The following is a 25391-nucleotide window of genomic DNA, read 5'->3' on the forward strand; positions in this document are numbered from 1 at the left end:
GTTCCGTTGGTGGTTGTCAAAGCAATTTCGCGCCCACGTATATTCTCATTCATATAGGAGAATGGACTGTTTCCGAATTCAAAACCTTCCACCACTTCTCCATTCCGTTCGCCCCCAGCAAGAAACCCTTGTTCGCCCAATTCTCTGGCCTCCTCGATGGTAGAAACAGGAATAAAGGACTTGGCGCCATGATGAAATGCTGTGACAATGGCGGATGTGGCGCGAAAAATATCTACCACAACCACAATGCAATTAGGCTTTGCAAACTGCTCAAACAAGGGTGGTGAAAAACAGACTTCTACGGAGTTCAAAAGTTCAATGTTTAATGTTCAAAAGTTCAAGGTTCGAGGAGCCAGACTTCTGTACCGTTGGGAACGTCCAATTTGTCGATGTCGGAAACGATGAGGTCTCCATTCTGCCAGTTGATGCCAACAACGGAAGTAAACAGTTCCGTTTTGTTGGGAAGAACCAACTTCAGATCAGATCTAAAATCAACGCCCTTCAAATTCGGTTTGCCGCTGCCCGAAAGCAAGAGGCCTTTTCCTTCTACACGAAATGTGTCCTGAACTTTGAAGAGCAGCAAATCTTAGGCTTTGTAAAACGGTGGACGTACAACTTGAGCCTTGATCTTCTTATCGCGGATGAGGATGTAAATGTCTGTTCCAAGTTTGGAGAATTCCGTTTTTACGTATCCAAGACCAAGGGCTTTTTGCAAACTTGGCGACTGTGTTCCTGAAGTCACTTTTCCGATCTCGTTTCCGTCAGCATCCACAATTAGATAATCATGACGAGGAATGCCGCGATCGATCATTTCAAAACCAACCAATTTCTTAGAAACGCCTTCTTCCTTTTGCTTCAAAAGCGCTGCGGAATTGGTAAAATCGCTGGTGAATTTGGTAACCCAACCCAATCCAGCTTCGATAGGCGAAGTGGTATCGTCAATGTCGTTTCCGTACAAACAGAAACCCATTTCCAGACGGAGCGTGTCGCGAGCGGCCAAACCAATTGGTCGGATGCCTTGATCAGCACCAGCAGCAAACACTGCATTCCACATTTTATCTGCGTATTCGTTCTCGAAATAGATTTCGAAACCACCTGCGCCCGTATAACCGGTCGCGCTTATTAGCACATTTTCCACTCCTGCAAACGTCCCTTTCTTAAATGTGTAATAGGTCATTTCTGAAAGGTTGATATCAGTGAGCGACTGCAAAGCCTCTGCAGCTTTCGGGCCTTGAACGGCCAAAAGTGTGGTCTTCTCAGAGATGTTGATCATCTCCACACCTTCTGTATTGTACTTAGAAATATGCGCCCAATCTTTATCAATATTGGAAGCATTCACTACCAACATGTAGGTTTTCTCGTCAATTCGATAAACCAAAAGGTCATCCACAATTCCACCCGTTTCGTTCGGTAGACATGAATATTGGATCTTGCCATCCACCAAAACAGATACATCATTGGAAGTTACTTTCTGAACCAATTCAAAAGCGCCTTCGCCACGAACGATGAACTCGCCCATGTGAGAAACGTCAAACACACCGACTCCGCTACGAACCGCCAAATGCTCTACTGTCAGGCCTTCGTATTGTAGCGGCATGTTGTAGCCCGCAAACGGAACCATCTTGGCTCCCAATTCAATGTGTTTCTGCGAAAGCGCGGTGCTTTTCAATTCGGTCAATTCAGAAGTTTCAGACATGAGCTATTACGTTTTATCCTTTTTCGTTTATACTTTTTCCTGTTCAGGATTGGCGAACAAATGTAGAAAATTGGGTGTGTTGGACTTGACCGAATAATGCGCCTCTATTTTGGTTCTGGCAGCAACGGAAAAATCTTTCAATTCAAGTTGTTTTTCAAGGATAAGGCGAAGAGCTTGCTCCCATTCTTCTGGCGATTGGCATATCCAACCGTTTGTTCCATGGTCGACAATCTTCGTATTGACGCCAACAGGCGATACAATGGCCGGAATACCCAACGCCATGTATTGCAAGGCTTTGAAACCGCATTTCCCACTGGCCCATTTATCATTTTCAAGCGGCATGACACCCACATCCATTTTCAAGAGGTCATCAATTTCCGATTGCTTGTTCCAAGCAACGAATTGCAGGCTTTTCAAATCAAAATCCGGTCTGCGGTCGGCAATGACCAAAAAGTTAAAATCAAACTCCTGTTCCAATTTCTTCAAAATCGGGACAAGTGCATCCAAGTATTTGATGGTAGAGTGAGTGCCTGTCCAACCAATGGTGATCTTCTCGCTTCTGTATTGCTTTACGCGGTTGTGAAGATGCTCCGTGTCGATGGTTGTAGGATTGACTACGACATTCTTATTGAACTGCCGTGCATGATCGGCCAAATAATCGTTTCCACAACTCACTTTATGCGCCCATTTGCAGGTGTTGTTCGCGTTGCGATAGCGTTTGAAAAGCGTAATGATGGAATTGGTGCTCGAAGTGTTCTTGAGCCAAATGGCATCGTCAAAATCGAAAATGATCTTCTTGCGGAAAACCTTGGCGATGAACCACTCAAAAATGGGCGGTCCGATAGCGGCTGCTTCGCGATGAATGAATACGAAATCAAATTGACCAAGACGCGTCATTAAAAACATTCGCTTCAGCAAACCCAATTTGACTCGCCAGACCTTCTGAAAGAAATTTCCTTCATCGTATAGAAAATGCATGGCACTTTCATCTAAGAAGGGCTGCACTTCATATTGAAATCCATTGGAAACTAAGACTTCGAAATACTGCTCGAATCTGAATCGCTGACTGGGAGCAATCCCCAACGGGTAAGGCACAACGAATAGAATACGTTTGGCGGCTTGATTCATACGAACCGTACAAAAATAGAATACCGTTGATCGCTTTACAGCTATCTGAAGTCAAATTCTGATTGATACCAAGTGGTAATTTATTGACGACTTAGGAATTGATTCGCATTCTAGCAATGAATTTAAGACTTACGTGATCGGCTAGCCATAAGGCATAACGCTATATTTGACGCTCGAAAAAAAGAGCGCATGGATATTGAATTCAACAGGAACGAGGATGTGATGAAGCAGTTGATCTCTAAAATGGAGAACAGACTGGAACAGATTTACCTGGGCGGTGGTCAAAAACGAATTGACAAGGAACACGAAAAAGGCAAAATGACCGCCCGTGAACGTGTACAAGCATTGATCGATCCAGGAACAGACACCATTGAAATGGGTGCTTTTGCTGGCTACGAAATGTACGAAGAGCAAGGTGGATGTCCTGGCGGTGGCGTGGTTGTGGTGATCGGATATGTAAGTGGTAAGCAGTGCATTATTGTTGCCAACGATGCAACAGTGAAGGCCGGAGCGTGGTTCCCGATTACGGGAAAGAAGAATCTCCGTGCGCAAGAAATTGCGATGGAAAACCGCCTACCGATTATTTATCTGGTAGATAGCGCTGGAGTATTCCTTCCAATGCAGAACGAGATCTTTGCAGACAAGGAACATTTCGGAAGGATCTTCCGCAATAATGCCAAAATGAGCAGCATGGGAATTACCCAGATATCGGCCATTATGGGAAGTTGTGTTGCTGGTGGTGCTTACCTTCCAATCATGAGCGATGAAGCACTCATTGTAGATAAAACAGGTACTATTTTCCTTGCGGGATCATACTTGGTGAAAGCGGCCATAGGAGAGAACATCGACAACGAAACCTTAGGTGGTGCCACCACACATTGCGAAATTTCTGGCGTGACCGATTACAAGGCCAAAGACGATGCCGATGCGCTGAAAACCATCCGCAGCCTCATTGACAAGGTCGGTTCTTACGAAAAAGCTGGATTCAGCAGAACGGAACCAGTTGCGCCTAAGAAAGACCCGAAAGAACTTCTGGGAGTTCTTCCTGAGTTGAGAACCAAGGAATACGACATGCGCGAGATCATTGGCCGTTTGGTAGATGGATCTGAGTTTGACGAATACAAAAAGGATTACGGCAAAACCATTCTCACTTGCTATGCGAGAATTGACGGTTGGGCGGTTGGTATTGTTGCCAATCAGCGGAAAATTGTAAAAAGTGCCAAGGGCGAAATGCAATTCGGTGGTGTCATTTATTCAGACAGTGCCGACAAAGCCGCACAATTCGTAATGAACTGCAATCAGAAGAAAATCCCGTTGGTTTTCCTTCATGATGTGACCGGTTTCATGGTCGGTTCGCGGTCTGAACAAGGAGGCATCATTAAAGATGGCGCCAAAATGGTGAATGCCGTTTCGAACAGTACGGTTCCGAAATTCACCGTGGTGGTTGGCAACAGCTATGGCGCTGGGAATTACGCCATGTGCGGAAAAGCTTACGATCCTCGCTTGATAGTAGCGTGGCCAACTGCAAACATTGCCGTAATGGGCGGTGCGCAGGCGGCCAAAGTGTTGTTGCAGATTCAAACAAGCACACTGAAAGCAAAGGGAGAAGAAATTACTCCTGAGGTAGAAAAGGAATTGCTGGATAGGATCACGAAAGGCTACGAAGAACAAACTTCTCCTTATTATGCAGCAGCCAGATTATGGGTTGATGCCATCATCGATCCGCGCGATACGCGTAAGTGGCTAAGCATGGGAATTGAAGCTGCAGAGCACGCGCCCGTTGAGAAATTCAACGTTGGCGTCATTCAAACTTGAAAAAGCGATAAGTGAAAAGCGACCAGCGACCAGTTCTTAAAACCATCGAGAAGATCCTCGTCTTCCTTTTCGTTTTTCATTTTTCGGTTTTCACTGCTTTCGGACAAACGCTGAACACCACACCGTCTGAACTCAATTCGGATGTGAATCATCCTCCGTTGAAGGTTCTTTCCTACAACATTCACATGTTGCCGCCATTGGCCAAGTTCACTGGCAAGCAACGAAGGGCAAAACGGATTGGCAATCTTTTCAAGGATTCCGATTTCGACATCATCGTTTTTCAGGAAGCATTTCACGGTGCAGCCAGAAGGAAGATCCAACGCAGAATGAAGGAGAACTTTCCTTACATCTTAGGTCCAGCCAATAGACGCTGGTATTCGCTAAAGACGAATAGTGGAATTTGGATAGTGAGTAAGATTCCGTTGACACAACTGGCTGAACTCGATTTCGAATACTGCGAAGGAATTGATTGCTGGTCGCGAAAAGGCGCACTTTTGGCTGAAGGAGATTTCCACGGACAGACTTTCCAGATACTTGGAACGCATCTCGAAGCTGGTGGTTCCAAGGAAGAAAAGGTCGGTCAGTACAAAGAACTTGGCTCGTTATTTACTCAGTTCAGAAAAGAAGGCGTTCCGCAAATTGCAGCTGGCGATTTCAACACCAAGAAATTCCAAGATACTACGTGGTACAACCAGTTGGTCCGAATTCTAGATATGGAGGACGGACCCATCCTCAGCGAGCAGCAATTCAGTAGCGACAGCTACATCAATGATATCAAGATTCAGCGGGGCGACAAAAAGAAACAGGGCGTTATCGACTTCATCTTCTACGGTGCGAATGGCGTCAATGCCTCCATCAACCGATACGTTCGGATGCCACAATGGAAATGGTCTAAACACCGAAAGGATCTGAGCGACCACTTTGCAGTAGAGGCGCAGATTCGATTCAAGTAGTTGTATTTTCGTTTCACATGAGACGACTTTTTCTGATCATTCTCGCCAGTATCATAGTTCAATCAACAAAGGTTGCAGCTCAGCAAAAATGGAAACCGGGTGCTTATGCTTCGTTTCAGCAATTCAAGAATCAAATTCCAACAGACACCTTAGAATTCAGTGCGAAACCGATGAAGGACAAGTTCATTCCCGAACGGGTCAGGATTATTAGGAGTGTCTCCTTGACGAAAGAACACTTCATCTTTTACAACGGAGAAGAACTTTATCTCAATCTCAGACCACTCGGAATCGTAGATGGATTTGTTCGAATTCCGGACCCGAAACCGCTTAATGTTTTTGTAGGCCGTCCGCAGAAATACACTGTGTGGGATCCGGTTCAGCAATTTTGGGGAAGTTCTGGGTGGACACCTCAGGAAAACGACCGTCTTGACAGAGATGCTTCTAAACATTACGTCTACAGTCTGGAAAATGGAAGACTCTATCCGTACACTCCATTTACGTTGCAGCGTTTGCTCGAACCATACCCAGAACTACACGAAGCATTCGTCATTGACCCGTCAAGCCACAGCGAGCAATCGATGAAAATGTATCTCGAATTACTGAACGAGCTTATCGCAACGGAAGCTGAGTATTAGATCGACAAACAACCATAACTCTGAGTGCGAATAGAGGTAAACCATTGCGTACATCAGATTTCCGAGAAATGAAAACTACCATCCTTTTCATCATCGCCAATCTTCTAGCTGTTTCTGCGCTATTGGCGCAAGGAAACTTCGATGAAGGCATGCGCTGGTATAACCAACGTGCAGCAGGCTCGCAGGGCGTAAATGCTGCTTCAGAACCTATTTCGAAAGCCATCTTTTATTTTGAAAAGGCATTGGCCGAGAAAGACCACGAACTGGAATCGGGCATTTACTTGATGCGCAGCTACATTTTCAAAGGTCGGTTTGTGCTGGAAGACAATGCTGAAAAACGCGACATCTTCGAAAAGGCAAAAAACATAGGGGCTGCATTTGTGGTCAAATACCCAACGAACAAAGAAGTCCGTTTTGAAAACCTGACTGGATTTGGTCTGTGGGGAGAACGATTAGGCATTTTTAAAGCTGCCAAAGAAGGAATTGCCGACAAGGTGAAGGAAGAAATTGAGACCTTGATCAAACTCGATCCGGAGTTCAGAAATGCCATTGGCGAACGAGCATTGGCCGTTCTAAACTTGATGGCTCCAAAAATTCCATTCATAATGAGTTGGCCAGATGACGAACTGGGACTGCAAATGACCAAGGATGTGGTGACCCGATACCCGAACGACATCGGCAACAATTACTTTCATGCCGAAGCGCTGGTGGAGAATGGAAAAGACAAAGAAGCCATTCCGTTTCTGAAAAAAGCGCTTGCCATGCAACCGGAAGCTGAATACCTCTTAGAAGACCGTGACTTTCATCGCAAAGCCAATATTATGCTTGCCAAACTAAAGGATTCGTAATGAAAAAAATAGGCACCATCATATTCGGACTGCTGATGATAACAGCTGGAGCAGTTCATTTCGCACTACCTGCTACCTACGAACCATTCCTTTCTCCTATTCTCCCAGAATCGGTGGTTACCGCCATTATTTATGCTTCTGGACTGGTAGAGATACTGATCGGCATCGCCATGTTTGTACCGAGTCTTCAAGGAAAAGCATCGCTTACCATTCTATTTCTAATGGTCGCATTTCTGCCCTTGCATATTGCAGATGTGTTCCGCGACAACCCAGCCATAGGCAACCACACCGCGGCTTACATCCGTCTGTCTATTCAGTTTGTGCTGGTGTTCTTGGCATATCTGCTATGGAAGAGCCATCGGAAGCACTAGCCGCTGACATCTACTGAGCCATAATTGTCTTATCGCATTCACTACAGCCGTGCCGAAGCACGCAGACTGAACGATTACGATTACGCTAAATACAAGGATTGCACTTCACAAGGTCTTGGTTTCGATACCAAAGTCGAGGAGCTCGGGCAGTTCTTTACAGTTGGGGGAAGTCGTTCAACCGATGACAGTGCTCCCCAATCATAAATTGGGTATTAAAAGGCTGAAGGCTTTGCCATTCGGTCATAAACTTCAGCCTTTAGGTCAAAAGATTCAGATAATAGGCATGCACACTGAAACCTATGGTCTGAAAATTATGCCCTTTGGTCTCAATCTTTTGACCTCCCATGACATTCTTCAGATTTAAGAGCACAAATTTCAGACCCTCAATACTGATGTCAAGTAAAAAAGGAAAGAGCTCAGGAAAAACCACTACAATAAAAAAACCCTTCCGCTACAGCGAAAGGGTTTTCAGTTCCTGAGGTTTCAATCAGCTTCTACCTTCCTTCAAAAGCCATTGGCATTTGGTTGGTGAAGTCAAAATCGTTCTTCGATGGGTCGTAGTATATCCAAGCCACTTCTTCCGGTTTATCGGTATTGCCTTTCTGCACATCTACCGCAAATTCATACTTCTGATTGTCGTACTTGTAGCCCTTCATCACTTCCGTGTTCAGATGCACCCGTTTGTGTACGCCCGTGTTCGAAGCCACATCAATGATGTAATCCTTGTCAAACTCCACATTCACGCTGAAGCTGCCATTTCTTGGAATCATTTGCTGCTCCATCAACTCCACACTTTTCGAAAGGTGGTAATACCTGTAAACAGTCACCGAGCTCATCACTTTCTTATCCTTCTTATCGCAAAGGATCTCGCCTTTCAAGGTTAATTTTCCGTTATTCTGAGCAGATGCCCCAAATCCGATGAACAAAAACATCAGAATAAATACCTGAGAGTAAAATTTGGTGATGATGCGAGTGAGAAAATCCATGACCGTGCTTTTTTGTGTTATGCTTATATTAACGGTACGAATTAATTTTCCGTTTCATTATATCGACCAACGACCTTTTTTGGCGACTAGCGACCAGCGACATGTAACAGATTGGGCTTTATTGCAATCACCAAAAGAAGCCTGCTCTCTCTGGCAACATCTAAACTTACGACTTGTGACTTGCAGCTTGCTACTCAATTCTATCTTTGCGCTCCAAATCAATTTCAGCATAATCTAGATGATCACCATTACTCTCCCAGACGGAGCACAGAAGAAGTACGAAAGTGGCGTTACTCCAATGGATGTGGCCATGAGCATCAGCGAAGGACTTGCTCGAAACGTTATTTCGGCAAGCGTAAACGGAACCAAGGTAGAAACCGCCACACCTATTACGGAAGATTCAAAGCTGGTACTCTACACATGGAACGATAAAGCTGGGAAAGAAACATTCTGGCACTCCTCTGCCCACGTGTTGGCGCAAGCATTGGAACACCTTTATCCAGGCGTGAAATTGACCATTGGTCCAGCCATCGAAAGTGGTTTCTATTACGATGTCGATCTTCCAGAAGGACAAGTGATCACCGATGGAGACTTCAAGAAAATTGAAGACACATTCATGGATTTCGCTCGGCAAAAAGCGGAATTCAAAATGAAATCGGTTTCAAAGGCCGATGCGCTCAAATTCTATAAAGATGCAGGCAATGAGTTCAAAGTAGAACTGATTGAAAACCTAAAAGATGGCGAGATCACTTTCTGCGACCATTCAGACTTTACCGACCTGTGTCGTGGTGGACATTTACCGAACACAGGTTTCATCAAGGCAGTAAAGATCATGAACGTTGCCGGAGCCTACTGGCGAGGCGATGAGCACAACAAGCAATTGACCCGTGTTTACGGTATTTCTTTCCCCAAAGACAAAGAGCTAAAGGAATACTTGGTGATGCTGGAAGAAGCAAAAAAACGCGACCACCGAAAGCTTGGAAAAGAACTCGAACTGTTCACCTTTTCACAAAAAGTAGGACAAGGATTGCCGCTTTGGCTACCAAAAGGAGCCGATCTACGCAAACGATTGGAAGCATTTTTACAGAAGCAACAAGTGGAGGCTGGTTACGAAATGGTGATCACTCCTCATATAGGTTCGAAGGAGCTATACGTCACTTCTGGCCACTATGCCAAGTATGGCAAAGACAGTTTCCAACCGATCAATACACCACACGAAGGAGAAGAATTCCTTCTAAAACCGATGAACTGTCCGCATCACTGCGAGATATACAAGTTCAAACCACGGTCTTATAAAGACCTTCCAGTTCGATTGGCTGAGTTCGGAACCGTTTACCGTTATGAGCAAAGTGGAGAGTTGCATGGCTTGACCCGTGTGCGTGGCTTTACGCAAGATGATGCGCATATATTCTGCAGACCTGATCAGGTGAAAGAGGAGTTCGTAAAGGTGGTTGACCTTGTGCTCTACGTATTAAAAGCGTTGAAATTCGATGACTTCACAGCACAGATTTCCCTCCGTGACCCTGACAATAAGGAGAAATACATTGGCTCTGATGAGAATTGGGCCAAAGCCGAAGCTGCCATCATTGAGGCCGTTGCCGTGCGCGATATCAAAACCGTAACGGAATATGGCGAAGCTGCATTCTACGGTCCGAAACTCGACTTTATGGTGAAGGATGCCTTGGGTAGAAGCTGGCAGTTGGGAACCGTTCAGGTAGATTATAATTTGCCCGAAAGATTTGAGCTCGAATATGTGGGCAGCGACAACGCAAAACACACGCCCGTAATGATCCACCGCGCGCCTTTTGGCAGTATGGAACGTTTTGTGGCGGTGCTTTTAGAGCACTGTGCGGGCAAATTTCCGCTTTGGTTGACCCCCGATCAAGTTGCAATTCTGCCTATTTCAGAGAAATTCAATGACGAAGCGAAAAAGCTTTCAAGATTGCTTAAGAATTACGAAATTCGCGGCCTCGTTGACGAGCGCAATGAGAAAATAGGGAAAAAGATCCGTGATACGGAATTGATGAAGATTCCTTACATGTTAATTCTGGGAGAACAAGAAGTAAACTCAGGTCAATTATCAGTAAGGAAACAAGGAGAGGGAGACATCGGCACATTCAGTATTGAAGATTTTGCCAAGATGATCAACAGTGAAATTGAAAATGACCTTCGGGTAGATTGAATATTAACTAAATAAATAGACCATTAGAAGACCAGCAAAACCGAGGAGAGTCGTAAGACACGAAGATCCCCACAAGATCAATGGAAGAATTGATGCACCTGAGGTGCGATTGGTAGGGGAAGGAATAGAACCTGGAGTCTATCCTATTCGAAAAGCCTTGGAATTGGCGGATGAACAAGGGCTAGACCTAGTGGAGATATCTCCGAACGCAGAACCTCCTGTGTGCAAGATACTCGACTACAAAAAGTTTTTATTCGAGCAGAAAAAGAAACAAAAGGAGATGAAATCCAAAGCCACAAAGATTGTGGTGAAGGAGATCAGATTCGGTCCAAATACGGACGACCATGATTTTGACTTCAAACTCAAACATGCGCGTCAGTTTATGGAACAAGGAGCAAAGGTTCGTGCATTTGTGTTTTTCAGAGGCCGATCAATTGTGTATAAAGACCAAGGGGAGATACTCTTGCTGAAGTTTGCCAACGAGTTGGAAGACCTTGCAAAAGTGGAAATGCTTCCAAAAATGGAAGGAAAGAAGATGTTCATCATCCTCGCTCCTAAAAAAGGATCAAAAAGTAAATAGTTAATCAATAATAGACGTCATGCCAAAGGTTAAGACAAACTCCAGCGCCAAGAAACGTTTCAAACTGACGGGAACTGGAAAAATCAAGCGGAAGCACGCGTTCAAAAGTCACATTCTTACCAAGAAGACTACAAAGCAGAAGAGAAATCTGACGCATTCTACATTGGTGAGCGATGCAGACATGAGCAACGTGAAGCACATGCTTAACATCTAATTCAAAGTTTAACCCGGTTTTAAGCCACACAAGTTTCCGTGAAAGGAGCGCTTAACGCCAAAACAAAAACAAAATGCCAAGATCAGTAAATGCTGTAGCCGCAAGGGCAAGGCGAAAAAAAGTTCTGAAAAGAGCCAAAGGCTTCTTCGGAAGAAGAAAAAATGTTTGGACCGTTGCCAAAAACGCGGTTGAGAAAGCACTGGTTTACCAGTACAGAGACCGAAGAGTCCGTAAACGTGAATTCAGAAAACTTTGGATTCAACGTATCAACGCAGGAGCTCGTCAGTACGGAATGTCTTATTCTGTATTCATGGGTAAATTGAATGCATCAGAAATTGACATCAACAGAAAGGTTCTTGCTGATCTTGCGATGAATGAGCCAGAAGCTTTCAAAGCAGTTGTAGACCAATTGAAATAAGCTTCTTTTGAAGCAATCATAAAGGGCTGTTCCGAAAGGTTCAGCCCTTTTTATTTTTACCTCATGACCAACAAGCAAGAACGGCTGGTTTACCTGATGATGGCGATGAACGCGGTCTTGTTCGTTCTCATTTACTCCATTATCAGTTCAAATTATCGCTTGGCTGCCGATGATTTTCATTACCTCATCAAAACCAAAGAACTTGGAGTTTGGGATTCAATGCTGTTCTACTACAAGCATTGGAATCCTCGATGGTCAGCTACATTGATCACCAACTTCGTTCTAAAAAATCTTCATTCCAATCTTGGGTTGTTCGTTTATCACTTGTGCTCGCTGGTATTCGGATATGTAGCCATCTGGTCATTTGTTTCGACCATTATCAACCAGCTTTCTTTACCATTCACAAAATTTCAAAAGGCACTGCTCCCAATCTATCTTCTGAGCGGATTATTCTATAGCTCATTCTCAAAAGATGATACGTGGTTTTGGATCACTGTGAATCCAATGTACTTGTGGGGAACTTTTTCTGCATTGCTTGGCGGTTCCTTTATCATTCAAAAATGGGCAACAGCGTTGCGTTTGCCTCTCGTAGCATTGCTCTTTTTGTACGCTGGAGGCGCAAGCGAAACAGTGGCAATCGCAACAATTATCGGCTTATTTTATTTGGGGTTCATCACGCATCAAAAGCATTACTTAATACGAGTCGATAGAGCTGCTTTGCACATAGCTACAATTGCTTGCCTTGTCGGTTTTGGTACCGACATTGCCGGTTCTGGCACTATGGTTCGGCTCGAGCATCTACCACAATTCACTCTTGGAGAAAAGGTGATGATCGGATTTTGGAACTACTTTAAATTCAGCCTGATGGAAATTCCTCTAACACTTCCATTTGTTGTAATTACAATAGTTCCATTTGCTTTTTTCGGACGAAGGCAACTTCGTTTTCAATTGATCGCAATACAAGAATTGCTGTTTACGAGCAGAAAACTGTGGGCCTTAGCAGACCTGACCATCTTTTCCATTGCTTTCGCACTTGCATTTTCAACGGGCAATATGGGACCGCATCGTGCTTGGCTTCCTATTTCAGTCATCGTTCTGGTTGTTGCTGTCGTGTTCGCCTACCAACTCGGAACGTGGTTGTACATAAAATTGAACGGAAAACTTTTTCATTTCGCCATCATTACCCAGATTATTGCACTTGGATATCAGTGTATGATGGGATATCATCAGATCAACATTACAGACCAATATGCCGAAGCTGTGGATGCAAGGATGGATCGCATCCAAGACAGTGAATGCAATGGCGATTTAATGAAGCTTTCGCCTCTTCCCGATTCGGGTTGGTTGACATCTGCCGAAATCAGTTCTGATACCGTTCATTTTACTAACAAGCATTTGGGGTTATATTTTGATAATTGCCACCAGTTTGTGCTCGAAGACACTGTAACTTCATCGCAATGAGATTACTCGTCACATTTTTCGTTTTCCTGTCTTTCTCGATTGGGGCAAATGCGCAGTGTATTGACACGCTCAATTTTCCGAACCTTCAACCGCCTTGCTATCCAGATTTTGTTCCGGTTTGCGGTTGTGATGGCGTTACGTACCGAAATGCATGCTATGCCGATTTCGCTACCGTTCTTCAATATACCGATAGGCCCTGCGAACAAGTTGCACTAGACATTTATCCGAATCCCTGCACCTATTGGCTTTATGCAACAGTCGTTACCAAATATGAGAGCGATGTGAATCTTTACATCTTCGATAAGAACGGAACGGTATTCTATTACCAGTTTCTCCCATTGGTTTCACAGGAAACACTTTCGCTTCCCATCTACGGATTTGACAAAGGTTTATACATCATTATGGTAGAGTCTAATGGTGTTACCAAATTCTCAAAATTCATCAAGTGGGATCTATAGCTAAAACCATCTGAATAAGTACTTTTAGACCTTAATCGGAACAATGCTTTCTGAACCAGAAACAGAGCTCTTCGAGAACGTCAAAGAAATCTTCTCCAACTATTTGGGGGAGCACGGTCATCGTAAAACACCGGAACGGTTTGCTATTCTAAGCGAAGTGTATTCCAGCGATGGTCATTTTGATATTGAATCGCTTTACGGACAAATGAAGGACAAGAATTACCGTGTAAGTAGAGCTACGCTTTACAACACGATAGAATTGTTGCTTGATTGCAAACTGGTCACAAAACATCAGTTTGGTAAGAACATCGCCCATTTCGAACGGTCTTATAAGTACGGTCAGCATGATCATCTTATTTGCCAAGAATGCGGAAAGGTGTTTGAATTCTGTGATCCACGCATTCAACAGATTCAGAACATGGCAGGAGAAATCCTTGAATTCCGAATTACAAACCATTCTTTAAACTTTTATGGCAGCTGTAAAAAGCTGGCCAACGGTGGCAAATGCGACCGAATGAACAACTCATAGACTACAATGGAATACACCATAACCGACCTTCCAGGCGTGAAACTCATTTCGCTTTCTGGACGACTTATTGAAAAAAATCAAGCTGAAGGTCTTATACCTGAATTTGAATCGTTGATTGAAAACGGCAACAAAAAATATTTGATCGCCTTAGAAAACCTCGAATATGTGAACAGCACAGGGCTTAATCTGCTGATCGGAATGTTCACATCTGCCCGTAATTCGGGTGGAGAATTGGTTATTGGAGGAATTTCTCCAAAAGTGAAGAAGCTGATGGTTATGACCAGACTTGATTCGATATTCAAAATTTACAATTCGGTAGCAGAGGCAACCGAAAATTTCTAACTCAGAAAGAACAACTGCATTGAAGAAAGTGGACGTGCTCTTAGGACTCCAGTGGGGTGACGAGGGAAAGGGGAAAATTGTTGATGTACTAACGCCAGAATATGACGTGATTGCCCGTTTTCAGGGTGGGCCAAATGCTGGTCACACATTGGAATTCGAAGGTATAAAACATGTTTTGCACACCATTCCTTCGGGGATTTTCCGAAAAAACGCCATCAATGTGGTTGGAAACGGAGTTGTGATAGACCCTATCATTTTCAAGAAGGAAATAGACAAACTGGATGCCCGAAATGTTGATACTTCTTCAACGCTGAAAATCTCGAAGAAGGCACATCTTATCCTGCCTTCTCACCGCTTGTTAGATGCAGCTTCTGAAGCGGCAAAAGGCAAGAGTAAGATCGGAAGTACGCTTAAAGGCATTGGCCCAACGTATATGGACAAGACCGGTAGAAACGGACTTCGCGTTGGAGATGTGCTACTTGAGAATTTCAAAGAGAAATACAATTTCTTGAAAGAGAAGCACGAGCAGATCTTAGGACATTATCAGGTTGAAGGTGTTTCTGCCGAAATGGAAGATGAATGGTTTGCGAGTTTGGAAACACTGAAACGTTTTGAGCTGATAGACAGCGAGCATTTCCTTAACGATCAGCTCAAAGCAGGGAAATCAATTCTAGCTGAAGGTGCGCAAGGTTCGTTGCTTGATATCGATTTCGGCTCTTATCCTTTTGTCACCTCATCAAACACGGTTTGTGCCGGTGCTTGTACGGGATTAGGCGTGGCGCCAAACAAGATCGGTAACGTTATCGGAATTTTCAAAGCTTATTGCACACGCGTTGGATCAGGCCCATTTCCAACAGAACTATTTGACGAAACGGGCGACCTTCTTTGTTCAATCGGTAATGAATATGGATCAACAACTGGAAGAAGAAGACGTTGCGGTTGGTTGGATATTCCAGCGTTGAAATATGCCATCATGATCAACGGTGTATCTGAACTGAACATGATGAAAACAGATGTGATGGACACTTTCGACACCATCAAAATCTGTACGCATTACAAGATAAACGGACAGATCACCGACCAAATGCCGTTTGATATTACGGAAGAAGTTGAGCCTATCTATGTTGATATGAAAGGTTGGAAAACCGATTTGACCAAGTTGAAAAAAGGTGATGAACTTCCTGTTCAACTGCGCGATTACATTTCATTCATTGAAAAAGAAACAGGCGTGGCAATATCTGTAGTGTCCGTTGGGCCAGATAGAGAACAAACTCTTTTTCAAGACGTTACTTCAGTAGCATCCCTTTAAAATTTACAGAAATGGCTATAGTAATTGCATCAATCCTTTTGCTTGGCGTTGGATTCGCAGGAATTGGCGTTAAGCTGTTGCTTAAGAAAGACGGTAAATTCTCTGGCACATGCGCGAGCAATAGCCCGTTTCTAAACAAAGATGGAGAAGCCTGTAGTTTCTGTGGTGCTATGCCAGAGGAACAATGCCAAAAACCGAACGAAGCGGCTTAATTCTCTACCGTTACCGCTAAGTTGTCGATTTCGAAAGTTTTGCCTTTGGAATTCCACAGATAGACCTTAATTATCTGATGTGTCTGAAATTCCATCACAGCAGTGCGTTCTGAAATTGAACGGGTTTCGCCAATCGGAATATCCAACCTTGCTAGATCAATGGTTTTGTAAAAGGAAGATTCCCCATCCTTCTCCACAGATAGTACCAGCGAAACGCCACTAAGATCAGACTTTGCTCGAACGTCAACTGATACCGTAACATTCAAAATTCGACCTGGACTCATTGAACTCAGCGGTACAGCAATCGTCTCGCTAAACTCATCATCAGAAGTAATGATGCTCACACCGTCAGTCATTTCCGCAAAATCCTTTCGCACAGATAAGACGGTATCCAACTTAGCGGTAAAAGAATAGCTACGTACCGTAACGCCAGGAAACTCTTTTTGCCCAATTAGAGTAGCAACTGACTCTATAACATCTGTTGGCACTTCAGGATTAACATATCCCTGATGGGATAGCATTAGATGAACCACATCCGTTCTAGGAATCTTATTTATGGTGTCATACACATCATTCCAACTCGTGAAAACCCTTTTGCTATTGATATACCACTGGGTACTGTCTGGAACCTCAAATCCGTGTCTATTAAAGTAGAAAGCAAAGGTTCTGAATTCATACCACGGATCAATCAGAATCATGCTATTCTCGGTATGTAACGGATTAACATATTCGACAGCACGCTTCCAATCGTCTTCAGCATTAGGAGTGATGTCAATTTGCAGCGCGAAGAGAAGCACAACACTCGCTAGTGCCACCGAACGCATTGCTCTATGACCTAACCGATCAATACTAAGCGCCAGCAGCAACATCACTGCGGGCTGAACTGAAAGAATGTACTTATCCTGAAAAATCGGCTTTATCACATGTGAAAAGGCGATGCTTGCTACGAAAGGCACAACTCCCCACAGGAGTACAAATACCAAATCCTTATTGAATTGAATCGGGCGCTTTCGTATGGCTACAATTACCAGAATAATCAGTAATAAGATTTGCGCAAGAACGAGTTCCGTACTTCCGAAAAACACTTTTATCACGTAATAAATGGCTTGCCAATCGGGTGGACCAAACCACATGGCATCATCTCGCTCAAAGTAAGGTATGGAAAGCACCCAGATTCCAAAAGTGGCAGCCGCAGCGAACATTGGCAGAAAAAGCTTGACCATTTCTCTGAAGTCCGTGTGTCTATTATAGATCACAATGAAGCCTTGCGCAACAAGGTTGAACACCGATGTAGGATGAACGTAGATCATCAATGTGGTGAAGAAATAGTACCAGAAAAGCCTCCATTTCGTTGGGCTTTTCAAAATCTCCAGCAGCAAACCATAGGAAAGCATCACGCTTACCATGAGCATGGAATATGGCCTGGCCAAATGCGTAAACCGAAATTGAATAGGTGAAAAGCAGTAGAACAATGCAGCCATAATCCCAACGCTCAATCCAAAATTCCTCGATCCTAGAAGAAACATGACGGCCACTCCCAAAGCGCCCATCAGCACGCTAAAAAAGCGAGTGCTGAATTCACTTACACCAAACACTTTGACCCAAGTGGAAATGATCAAATTGTAGATAGGTGGATTCGGGTCGTTGGAAGCTTGCTCTACGACTTGGGCATACGATTTCTGCGCATGCCAAATATGAACCGCCTCATCCAATTCGTACGATGCATTCTGAAGATTTAAGGAGTGAAAAGCGAGGGCGAGCACCACAAGGGCCAGCAGCACGTAACCATGTTTTATAGAGCTAAAAAAAGTCATCCTTTAGGGCGTTTCACTCAAGTAAGAACTGATTTGAGCGGAATTCCAATGATGTACGCCTTTCGTGTCTGAATAGATAAGTATCGCGTCCAAGTCTCCATTCGACTCAATCAACGTTTTCGCTCTTTCGAAACCCATTACCATGCAGGCGGTTGCAAAAGCATCTGCGCTCATGCAATCCTTCGCAATGACAGTGGCACTTAACACATCCGTTGTAGCAGGGAAACCAGTGATGGGATCTAAAGAATGACCCAATTTCTGACCATTGATCTCTACGAATTTCCGATAGTTACCAGAAGTGGCCAATGAACGATTATTCAACTCTATCGTCATTGCTATTTCGTGTTCCAGATTTTCGCCTGTCGGTCGGTCAATTCCAACGGTCCAAGCCTCAGCGTTTGGTTTTGTTCCTGAAGCACGCACCTCTCCTCCTATTTCAACCAAATAATTGAAAATGCCAAGGCTTTCAAGATAATGAGCGAGCACATCAACCGAATATCCTTGAGCAATCGCATTCACATCCAACTGCACTTCAGGTTTCGTTTTCAGATAATCTTCCCCCTTCAATTCCACCCACTTCATTCCAACAGAATTCATGATGCTATCGACAACAGTTGAATCTATCTTGGCCGAATTCCAATCATTACTGAACCAGTATTTCATCAATGGCGAAACAGTGATATCAAAAGCGCCATCGGTTTGAGCATTCACTTCAATCGACCGTTTCACCACATTCTTGAATAATTGAGGTTGAGAAATCGAATTGACCTCGTTTCTATTCCATTTACTTATGTAACTCGACTCCTGATAAGTGGACAGGGCACGATCAAAGGCAAGCAACAGACTATCTACCTGATACTGCAGATCTTGTCCATTATTGAAATAGATAACGGAATACGTGGTGCCTTGTGTAAAACCTGCAGCTTCTTTCCTAACCACATTCGAACACGAGGAAAGCACCAACGCAATCAGCACATAATAAAGTTTTCGCATGGCCTCAAAAGTAAAAGACTATGCTAAAACCACGTGGTCATTGACAAGCTCTTTTAGCCAATTCGGATGTGAGAAGTGAATCGAACGCTTCCCGTTCATTCGGTTCCATGAACTTGTGTTCAATCAATGAATCCAAATTGGCTTTAATAACCTTTGAGAGATCTAAACTTCGCTTAACAATACTGTCTTTATATGGCTCCAGATCAGCAAGCGTTGCTTCCAGAACGGCCTTTGCACTGTCCGTTGTTCCAGTTAGCATAATTGTGTCTTGCATAAACCGCATTCGGTCCGCAAGCTCAAATCGGGCCTTTCTGAGAGTAACTGCTTCGCAATGCAAATCGGCCATCATACTAACCGAATCATTCATGCTTTGCTCTTCTACCTGTTTGGTCGAGCACGCACTGAGCAATGCCATTCCTACAAGCAAGGCACTTGTAATCAGTTTACTTCCGGCCATGACAGTTGATTTATTACGTTATCACCAATTGTGCGGCCACTAATTAAGCCTTGGATGTTGTCCATCGGATAGTGAATTCCTCCGTAGAACCTAGAACTTGCACATTCTTCTGCCATATCAGCAAAATTCGAGAAGTGACGAATGCCGAATCCATACTGAAGTCCTGTTCGATCAGACAGTTGATAATTACCATCTCCATTCGTAAACATCTCGGTAAATACACGTTCACCTACACCTATCTCGCACGAATGGCCAGACGAATAAGCTGGGAACGGAGGCGTTCCTATTACTGTATTGAAGTTTGGATCAACGTATTGCCTCAAATAAGAGATCGGGCGAATCAGATCATAAACATATTTACTCTCCCAACACGAAATGAAAGCGTCATTCTCAGCAATTCCAAGTTTGGCATAACCAACAGCGCATTTAGCAAGCGATGCATTACTCTCTTCGAGCAATTGAGACAAGATATTGAAGGTATGTCCGGCAGGGGTGCAAGTATTGAACGGATCATCCGCCCAAAATTTTGCTATCTCAATCTGTTCAGGTGTGTTATTCGCTACCTGATCGTAAACCTGCATGGCTTCTGCATAAAAATCAGACGCTGGATCAGTTGAAAACACTTTAGGAGCAGGTGGCTGAGTACCAGTTACATTATTTGCCATAAATGGTCTGCATTTGCCCCAATTAGGACTTATCGGATGAACAACAGCGCCAGTTGGAACCCAGCAGCTATCAGCCACTGGCAATTCATAAGGAAGTTGAAAAGCATCCAAATAAGATTGATGGCCGCCATCAGTCAAGGAATAAGCGTATAACGCATCGGCCACTGCCTTGCCAAAAGCTACAGACCTTTCTGCAACTGGTAAGGGAAAATCAGCGAAACGCTGATTGTAGTTAATTTCTTCCATGTGATTGATCTTCGCCAAATTGTCATCAGAAAGATTCACATCAAACATCTTACGCATCGTTTCTGCCACAGCGGCATTGGCAGCAATGCTCCAATTATAAGCTGCGTCTTTTTCTGGCTGAGGAAATCCGCTTGCAGGTAGCTCATTCAGTTGTCCAGCCAAACTCTGAGCATTTTGGATTCCAGGTGCCACAGACTCGTACGCTGCAAGACCAACGTAGGCAAAAGCCCGTGCTGCCTGTGGAGGAAAGAATCCTGGTGTTTCTTTGGTTATTTGACACTGCAGATCGTAATACTTCCGCAAGAATTCGCCTGAATATTGATCCGTTGCTTGCGAATCAGTTACTCGCTCGTATTTGTCGCAGCCAGATAAAAGCGCAACTACAAGCACTAGATAAGTGATTGATTTTCTTTTCATTAGGATGGTATTTTAAAATTGGTTAAGCAAATATAAAACTTAACAATCAATTGTCCTGTAACCTGCGCCAGCGCGTAAGCTTCCACCAAATGTTTGGAAAATAAAAAACCCCTCAGCACATGATGTGCTGAGGGGTCTACTTTTTTGTCTGACCGATCTTAGTGTGCTACTTCAGCTGGAGTTTCCTCCGCTGCGGTAGAGTCTACAGAAGTTTCAACAACTTCTTCGACTTCAATGGTTTCAACTGGTGCAACTGCTGTGGTGTCAGCAGTGCTTGCACTGTCAGTGGCTGCATTTGTGCATGCTGCCAAGTTCAAAGCTACTACTGCAGCAACGAACAAAATTGTTTTTTTCATTTTCGATTTAACGATTAAAATTCGGGGCAAAATTATATCGAGAAATGATTGTTTTTACATTTTAGAAGCTGCTGAGTAAAATATTTATTTCAGCTTCAAAACAAGTCATTCTGGGGTATTCGCAACCACTCTCACCACTTTTACGAAGCGACTTTTATAGTAATCGAACGCGTCAAATGCCGTAATGATGATTCCTATCTTGTTGCTCGTGGCACTATGAATGAATTTCAATGGTTCGTTGGCTTCACTGATAACGATACCAGCATGGCCAACCGGCCGCTTTTTAGCGTTAGACCCGGCAAACAAGATGATATCACCTTTGTGGCAACTGTCCAACGGAACTTCTACGCCAATGTCAGCCATTTCCACAGAAGACCGGGGAAGCTCCATTCCAAAGTAACCGAAAACGTAGTTGACAAAACCACTACAATCAAAACCCAATGGCGAACTACCGCCATAGCAATACGGAACACCTAGCAGCGAACTGGCAAACGTGACCAAACTATCAGGCTGAATTGCAACTTGTGCATTTGCATCATTCGATACTTCAATGCTTTCCTGCGCCTGCAAAACGTTTACAAAAAGTACCGATAAAAATATCACATAGATGAACCTCATAACCCAAAGCTAGTCATAATAGGTATGGTTGTGAATTTAAAAAGCCTTGGCGCATTGCCAAGGCTTTCGAAATTGTTGCATTAGAAGGGTTAATTACCCTCCAAAGTCATCGAACGAAACATTCTCTGGCGGAACGCCCCAATCATCACACATCTTCAGAACCGCTTGGTTCATCATTGGCGGACCACAGAAATAGAACTCAATGTCTTCTGGAGAATCGTGTTTGCTCAGGTATTGTTCAATCACCTGATTGTGAACGAATCCAACGAAACCATCTCCTTCCGTATCATGGATGTCTTTCATGGTTACCCAATTGTCCTCAGGTTTTGCATCAGACAATACCATGTAGAACTTGAAGTTCGGGAATCGTTTTTCAATATCTCTGAAATAGTGGATGTAGAAAAGCTCAGCACGTGAACGACCTCCATACCAGTAAGAAACCTTACGTCCTGTCTCTAAGGTGCGGAACAAGTGATAAATATGCGAACGCATTGGCGCCATTCCAGCTCCACCACCGATATAAAGCATTTCGGCATTCGTTTCCTTGATGAAAAACTCTCCATACGGTCCAGAAATAACTGCTTTATCGCCAGGCTTCAAATTGAAAATGTAGGAAGAAGCGATACCTGGATTGATGTCTGCCCATTTGTTATTGGCTCTATCAAAAGGTGGCGCGGCAACCCGAACATTCAACATAATGTTTCGACCTTCTGCAGGATACGAAGCCATCGAGTAAGCACGAACAACTTCTTCATCATTTTTCATTACCAGACCGCGCATGGCAAATGGTCCTTCACTCCAATCTGACTCAAATTTGTTTGGTTCTCCAGGGTGATCCGTTGGATGTGCAGTGATGTCCATATCGGAGAATTTCACCTCACATTTCGGTATCTTGATCTGAATGTAACCTCCAGCCTCGTAATGCATGTCTTCTGGAAGCTCTACAACGAATTCCTTGATGTAAGTAGCAACGTTGTAATTGGATTTTACCGTAGCAACCCACTCTTTAATACCAAAGATCTCTTCAGGGATACCGATCTTCATATCCTGCTTGATCTTCACTTGACAACCCAATCTCCAATGATCAGCAATCTGCTTTCGTGAGAAATAAGGAGCTTCTGTTGGAAGTATCTCGCCACCGCCCTCAAACACTTGACATTTGCACATGGCGCAAGTTCCACCTCCACCGCAAGCAGACGGAAGAAAGATCTTATTACTTCCCAGAGTTCCAAGAATGGTTCCTCCAGATTCGACTTCGATTTCCTTTTCTCCGTTGATCATCAATTTAACTGGCCCAGACGGTGCCAATTTGGCCTTTGCGAAAAGCAAAAGCGAGACCAAGAGGAAAATCACGATCAGGAATACGATTACACTGATAGTGACGACTGTAGATGTGCTTAGAAGAACCATGTTCGTTAGCTGTTTACTTCTTTAAAGTTCGATTCCCATAAAGCTCATGAACGCAATGCCCATCAACCCTGTGATAATGAAAGTGATTCCCAAACCTCTCAATGGTGCAGGAACGTTTGAATAACGTATTTTCTCTCTGATGGCTGCAATGGCAACAATCGCCAAGAACCAACCAACACCAGAACCAAGCCCGAATACGGTTGCCTGGCCAACGTTAGCGTACTGACGCTCTTGCATGAAAAGTGCCCCTCCAAGAATAGAGCAGTTAACTGCGATCAATGGCAAGAAGATTCCCAATGATGAATAAAGTGCTGGTGCAAATTTCTCAACTGCCATCTCTACCAACTGAACCAAGGCAGCGATAATTGCGATAAACATGATGAAGCTTAAGAAGCTTAGGTCCATAGTGGCCAATTCTGGGCTCAGCCAAGACAATGCTCCTTCTTTCAACACATAGTTCTCCATCATGTAGTTGATAGGAACCGTGATGCCTAGAACGAAGATGACCGCGGCACCAAGACCAACACCTGTTTTCACCGTTTTACTAACGGCCAAATAAGAACACATGCCCAAGAAATAGGCAAAGATCATGTTCTCAATAAAGATGGCTTTTACAAATATGTTTACGTATTCCATGACTTAAATCTGTCGGTTAGGAATCTATCCTTCTATGAGTTTTGTGTTTCTTGAACGCTGAATCCAGATAAGCGCACCAACGGTGATCAACGCCATTGGAGGCAAGATCATCAATCCATTATCCACGTATCCGAGTGCGTACAGACCAGAAGCTTCTGTGGCCAATGTTCCGTCCGAAAGAAGCGCTCCTACTTTGTGTCCGAATACTGGAAAACCCCAAAGTTTACCAGAACCAAGCAACTCACGGAAAACCGAAACAGTGATCAGAATAACGCCATAACCCAAACCGTTACCGATTCCGTCTAAGAAAGCTGGCCAAGGCTTGTTGGCAAGCGCAAATGCTTCCAATCGTCCCATGATAATACAATTGGTAATGATCAGACCAACAAACACAGAAAGTGCCTTGCTGATGTCGTACACAAAAGCTTTCAACACCTGATCGACCAGAATAACCAAAGCCGCGACAATCACCAATTGAACGATGATTCGAATACGATTTGGAATGTAATTCCTCATGGCAGAAACAATTACGTTTCCTGCTGCCGTTACGAACATTACAGACAAGGTCATAACCAACGCTTGCTTTACCTGAACCGTAATGGCAAGTGCCGAACAAATTCCCAATACCTGAACGGTGATCGGATTATCGTCATCCAGCGGATTGGAAATAAGTGCCCTGTTCTTCTTAGAGAATAACGGCTCTTTTACTACTTCTGCTACTGCTACTTCACTCATAATTAAGTGTGTCTAAGTTTAAAACAGATCAATTAACGGACAGTTCTAAGCTGTCTCCAACTTCTACATTCAGCGAATCCATGCTCATTCCAAGAGAATCAACAGGCAACTCAACCATTTCTGGTTCAGCAGCGCTATGAAGTCCAAGAAAATATGGTTCGTATATCTTCAATGTTCGGAGCAACATTTCACTCACACCATTACTGGTAATGGTTCCACCAGAAATAGCATCTACTCCATGCTCATCTCCTTTGGCTCCACCTTTCATTACTTTGATGCCTGTGAAAGATCCATTTTCGTCAAAGATGGTCTTTCCTTCGAATGGTTTTTGGAAAGATGCCTGACCGATCTCTGCCCCCAGCCCTGGCGTTTCGCTCTTGTGATCGAATACCGCTCCGACAACAGTTTTTCCATCACCTGCAACGGTCACATAACCCCAAATTGGTCCCCAAAGACCTGTACCTACAACAGGCACAACATATACGTCCTGACCATCTTTATTCAACACGAACATTGGATAATTGACACCATCCGTACCGAATTTCAAAAGCTCAGCTTTCATGGCATCCACATCACCCGAATTGGCTTTGTAAATGTTTGAAAGACCCGCTTTGTAATCTTTAAGAACATCAATGTCAAATGCATTCAATTCAGTTTGTTTCACTGCTCCGTTCGCATCCAACACAACTGCTTCTACAAGATACTTCTCGTAAGCTTCTTTTGCCTCGCTTGCAGGAACACTGATTCCAATACTGCTCAGAATATTCTGACGCTTCTCGTTCGCCACGTTTTCGTTTTGCATTGGCTTCAGGCTTTCAGATGCCAACGCCAAAAGCGTGGCAACGATAATAACCATCACTGCTGCAAAAATGAATGTGTACTTGTTGCTATTTACATCAACCGCCAT

At 43.9% G+C, this 25391-nt stretch carries 31 protein-coding genes; 16 read left to right on the plus strand and 15 right to left on the minus strand.

The features are described from left to right. The 4 genes from K9J17_04820 to K9J17_04835 form a co-directional block, all read right to left on the minus strand. Positions 1-311, minus strand: a 311-nt coding sequence (locus K9J17_04820) for a 2-phosphosulfolactate phosphatase (GenBank protein ID MCF8276038.1), incomplete at its 3' end; no start/stop codon positions are given. 26 nt (positions 312-337) lie between these two features. Next, positions 338-583, minus strand: a complete 246-nt coding sequence (locus tag K9J17_04825) for a hypothetical protein (GenBank protein ID MCF8276039.1) — start codon at positions 581-583, stop codon at positions 338-340. Between the two features lie 3 nt (positions 584-586). Next, positions 587-1669: a glycine cleavage system aminomethyltransferase GcvT gene (gcvT, locus tag K9J17_04830; protein MCF8276040.1), complete on the minus strand. Its 1083-nt coding sequence runs from the start codon at positions 1667-1669 to the stop codon at positions 587-589. 54 nt (positions 1670-1723) lie between these two features. Next, positions 1724-2824: a glycosyltransferase family 4 protein gene (locus tag K9J17_04835; GenBank protein ID MCF8276041.1), complete on the minus strand. Its 1101-nt coding sequence runs from the start codon at positions 2822-2824 to the stop codon at positions 1724-1726. Between the two features lie 189 nt (positions 2825-3013). On the opposite strand from K9J17_04835, the gene K9J17_04840 reads away from it, so the two are divergent. The 6 genes from K9J17_04840 (at position 3014) to K9J17_04865 (ending at position 7650) form a co-directional block, all read left to right on the plus strand. Continuing rightward, positions 3014-4639 carry an acyl-CoA carboxylase subunit beta gene (locus K9J17_04840; protein MCF8276042.1) on the plus strand — a complete coding sequence of 542 codons (1626 nt, stop codon included), beginning with the start codon at positions 3014-3016 and terminating at the stop codon, positions 4637-4639. Positions 4640-4650: 11 nt separating this feature from the next. Then, complete coding sequence (locus tag K9J17_04845) at positions 4651-5592, plus strand: endonuclease/exonuclease/phosphatase family protein (GenBank protein MCF8276043.1); 942 nt, start codon at positions 4651-4653, stop codon at positions 5590-5592. Between the two features lie 17 nt (positions 5593-5609). Further along, positions 5610-6227: a hypothetical protein gene (locus K9J17_04850; protein ID MCF8276044.1), complete on the plus strand. Its 618-nt coding sequence runs from the start codon at positions 5610-5612 to the stop codon at positions 6225-6227. A 68-nt stretch (positions 6228-6295) separates the two neighbouring features. Next, on the plus strand, positions 6296-7075 hold the full coding sequence (locus tag K9J17_04855; protein ID MCF8276045.1) for a hypothetical protein: 780 nt from the start codon (positions 6296-6298) through the stop codon (positions 7073-7075). Then, a complete protein-coding gene (locus tag K9J17_04860; protein ID MCF8276046.1) occupies positions 7075-7446 on the plus strand; it encodes a hypothetical protein in 372 nt (123 codons plus the stop codon). Before K9J17_04855 ends, K9J17_04860 begins: the two co-directional genes overlap by 1 nt. 24 nt (positions 7447-7470) lie before the next feature. Then, positions 7471-7650 (plus strand): hypothetical protein, encoded by a 180-nt coding sequence (locus K9J17_04865; protein ID MCF8276047.1) that lies wholly within the window; start codon positions 7471-7473, stop codon positions 7648-7650. Between the two features lie 290 nt (positions 7651-7940). On the opposite strand, the gene K9J17_04870 is transcribed toward K9J17_04865, so the two are convergent. Further along, positions 7941-8432, minus strand: coding sequence for a hypothetical protein (locus K9J17_04870; protein MCF8276048.1), 492 nt, complete (start codon positions 8430-8432; stop codon positions 7941-7943). A gap of 238 nt (positions 8433-8670) precedes the next feature. On the opposite strand from K9J17_04870, the gene thrS reads away from it, so the two are divergent. The 10 genes from thrS (at position 8671) to K9J17_04920 (ending at position 16137) form a co-directional block, all read left to right on the plus strand. Then, positions 8671-10614 carry a threonine--tRNA ligase gene (gene thrS, locus K9J17_04875; protein MCF8276049.1) on the plus strand — a complete coding sequence of 648 codons (1944 nt, stop codon included), beginning with the start codon at positions 8671-8673 and terminating at the stop codon, positions 10612-10614. Positions 10615-10636: 22 nt separating this feature from the next. Continuing rightward, on the plus strand, positions 10637-11194 hold the full coding sequence (infC, locus tag K9J17_04880) for a translation initiation factor IF-3 (GenBank protein MCF8276050.1): 558 nt from the start codon (positions 10637-10639) through the stop codon (positions 11192-11194). 19 nt (positions 11195-11213) lie between these two features. After that, positions 11214-11408, plus strand: a complete 195-nt coding sequence (rpmI, locus tag K9J17_04885) for a 50S ribosomal protein L35 (GenBank protein ID MCF8276051.1) — start codon at positions 11214-11216, stop codon at positions 11406-11408. 73 nt (positions 11409-11481) lie between these two features. Beyond that, a complete protein-coding gene (gene rplT / locus K9J17_04890; protein MCF8276052.1) occupies positions 11482-11826 on the plus strand; it encodes a 50S ribosomal protein L20 in 345 nt (114 codons plus the stop codon). Positions 11827-11889: 63 nt separating this feature from the next. Continuing rightward, positions 11890-13287, plus strand: coding sequence for a hypothetical protein (locus K9J17_04895; GenBank protein ID MCF8276053.1), 1398 nt, complete (start codon positions 11890-11892; stop codon positions 13285-13287). Beyond that, the gene (locus tag K9J17_04900) at positions 13284-13745 is read left to right on the plus strand and encodes a T9SS type A sorting domain-containing protein (protein ID MCF8276054.1); all 462 of its coding nucleotides are present in this window, start codon (positions 13284-13286) and stop codon (positions 13743-13745) included. The genes K9J17_04895 and K9J17_04900 overlap by 4 nt, the downstream gene beginning before the upstream one ends. A gap of 43 nt (positions 13746-13788) precedes the next feature. Continuing rightward, positions 13789-14274 (plus strand): transcriptional repressor, encoded by a 486-nt coding sequence (locus tag K9J17_04905; protein ID MCF8276055.1) that lies wholly within the window; start codon positions 13789-13791, stop codon positions 14272-14274. Positions 14275-14280: 6 nt separating this feature from the next. After that, positions 14281-14616 (plus strand): STAS domain-containing protein, encoded by a 336-nt coding sequence (locus K9J17_04910; GenBank protein MCF8276056.1) that lies wholly within the window; start codon positions 14281-14283, stop codon positions 14614-14616. A gap of 19 nt (positions 14617-14635) precedes the next feature. Beyond that, positions 14636-15925 (plus strand): adenylosuccinate synthase, encoded by a 1290-nt coding sequence (locus K9J17_04915; GenBank protein MCF8276057.1) that lies wholly within the window; start codon positions 14636-14638, stop codon positions 15923-15925. 11 nt (positions 15926-15936) lie between these two features. Continuing rightward, on the plus strand, positions 15937-16137 hold the full coding sequence (locus K9J17_04920; protein MCF8276058.1) for a membrane or secreted protein: 201 nt from the start codon (positions 15937-15939) through the stop codon (positions 16135-16137). Here the strand turns inward: K9J17_04920 and K9J17_04925 are convergent. The 10 genes from K9J17_04925 to nqrC all read right to left on the minus strand — a co-directional run bounded on the left by K9J17_04925 (position 16134) and on the right by nqrC (position 25391). Beyond that, complete coding sequence (locus K9J17_04925; GenBank protein MCF8276059.1) at positions 16134-17918, minus strand: glycosyltransferase family 39 protein; 1785 nt, start codon at positions 17916-17918, stop codon at positions 16134-16136. The genes K9J17_04920 and K9J17_04925 overlap by 4 nt on opposite strands. Positions 17919-17954: 36 nt before the next feature. Beyond that, positions 17955-18944 carry an FAD:protein FMN transferase gene (locus K9J17_04930; GenBank protein ID MCF8276060.1) on the minus strand — a complete coding sequence of 330 codons (990 nt, stop codon included), beginning with the start codon at positions 18942-18944 and terminating at the stop codon, positions 17955-17957. Positions 18945-18981: 37 nt separating this feature from the next. Next, positions 18982-19401, minus strand: a complete 420-nt coding sequence (locus K9J17_04935) for a hypothetical protein (protein MCF8276061.1) — start codon at positions 19399-19401, stop codon at positions 18982-18984. Further along, positions 19383-20729, minus strand: a complete 1347-nt coding sequence (locus K9J17_04940) for a vanadium-dependent haloperoxidase (protein ID MCF8276062.1) — start codon at positions 20727-20729, stop codon at positions 19383-19385. The genes K9J17_04935 and K9J17_04940 overlap by 19 nt, the downstream gene beginning before the upstream one ends. A 158-nt stretch (positions 20730-20887) precedes the next feature. Further along, positions 20888-21085 (minus strand): hypothetical protein, encoded by a 198-nt coding sequence (locus K9J17_04945; GenBank protein ID MCF8276063.1) that lies wholly within the window; start codon positions 21083-21085, stop codon positions 20888-20890. A 105-nt stretch (positions 21086-21190) separates the two neighbouring features. Next, a complete protein-coding gene (locus tag K9J17_04950) occupies positions 21191-21703 on the minus strand; it encodes a C40 family peptidase (GenBank protein MCF8276064.1) in 513 nt (170 codons plus the stop codon). A 93-nt stretch (positions 21704-21796) separates the two neighbouring features. After that, complete coding sequence (gene nqrF, locus K9J17_04955; GenBank protein MCF8276065.1) at positions 21797-23113, minus strand: NADH:ubiquinone reductase (Na(+)-transporting) subunit F; 1317 nt, start codon at positions 23111-23113, stop codon at positions 21797-21799. 21 nt (positions 23114-23134) lie between these two features. Then, positions 23135-23749, minus strand: coding sequence for an NADH:ubiquinone reductase (Na(+)-transporting) subunit E (gene nqrE, locus K9J17_04960; protein ID MCF8276066.1), 615 nt, complete (start codon positions 23747-23749; stop codon positions 23135-23137). 24 nt (positions 23750-23773) lie between these two features. Then, a complete protein-coding gene (locus K9J17_04965) occupies positions 23774-24484 on the minus strand; it encodes an NADH:ubiquinone reductase (Na(+)-transporting) subunit D (protein ID MCF8276067.1) in 711 nt (236 codons plus the stop codon). A gap of 28 nt (positions 24485-24512) precedes the next feature. Further along, positions 24513-25391 carry an NADH:ubiquinone reductase (Na(+)-transporting) subunit C gene (nqrC, locus tag K9J17_04970; GenBank protein MCF8276068.1) on the minus strand — a complete coding sequence of 293 codons (879 nt, stop codon included), beginning with the start codon at positions 25389-25391 and terminating at the stop codon, positions 24513-24515.

Source organism: Flavobacteriales bacterium (assembly GCA_021739695.1).
Taxonomy (GTDB): domain Bacteria; phylum Bacteroidota; class Bacteroidia; order UBA10329; family UBA10329; genus UBA10329.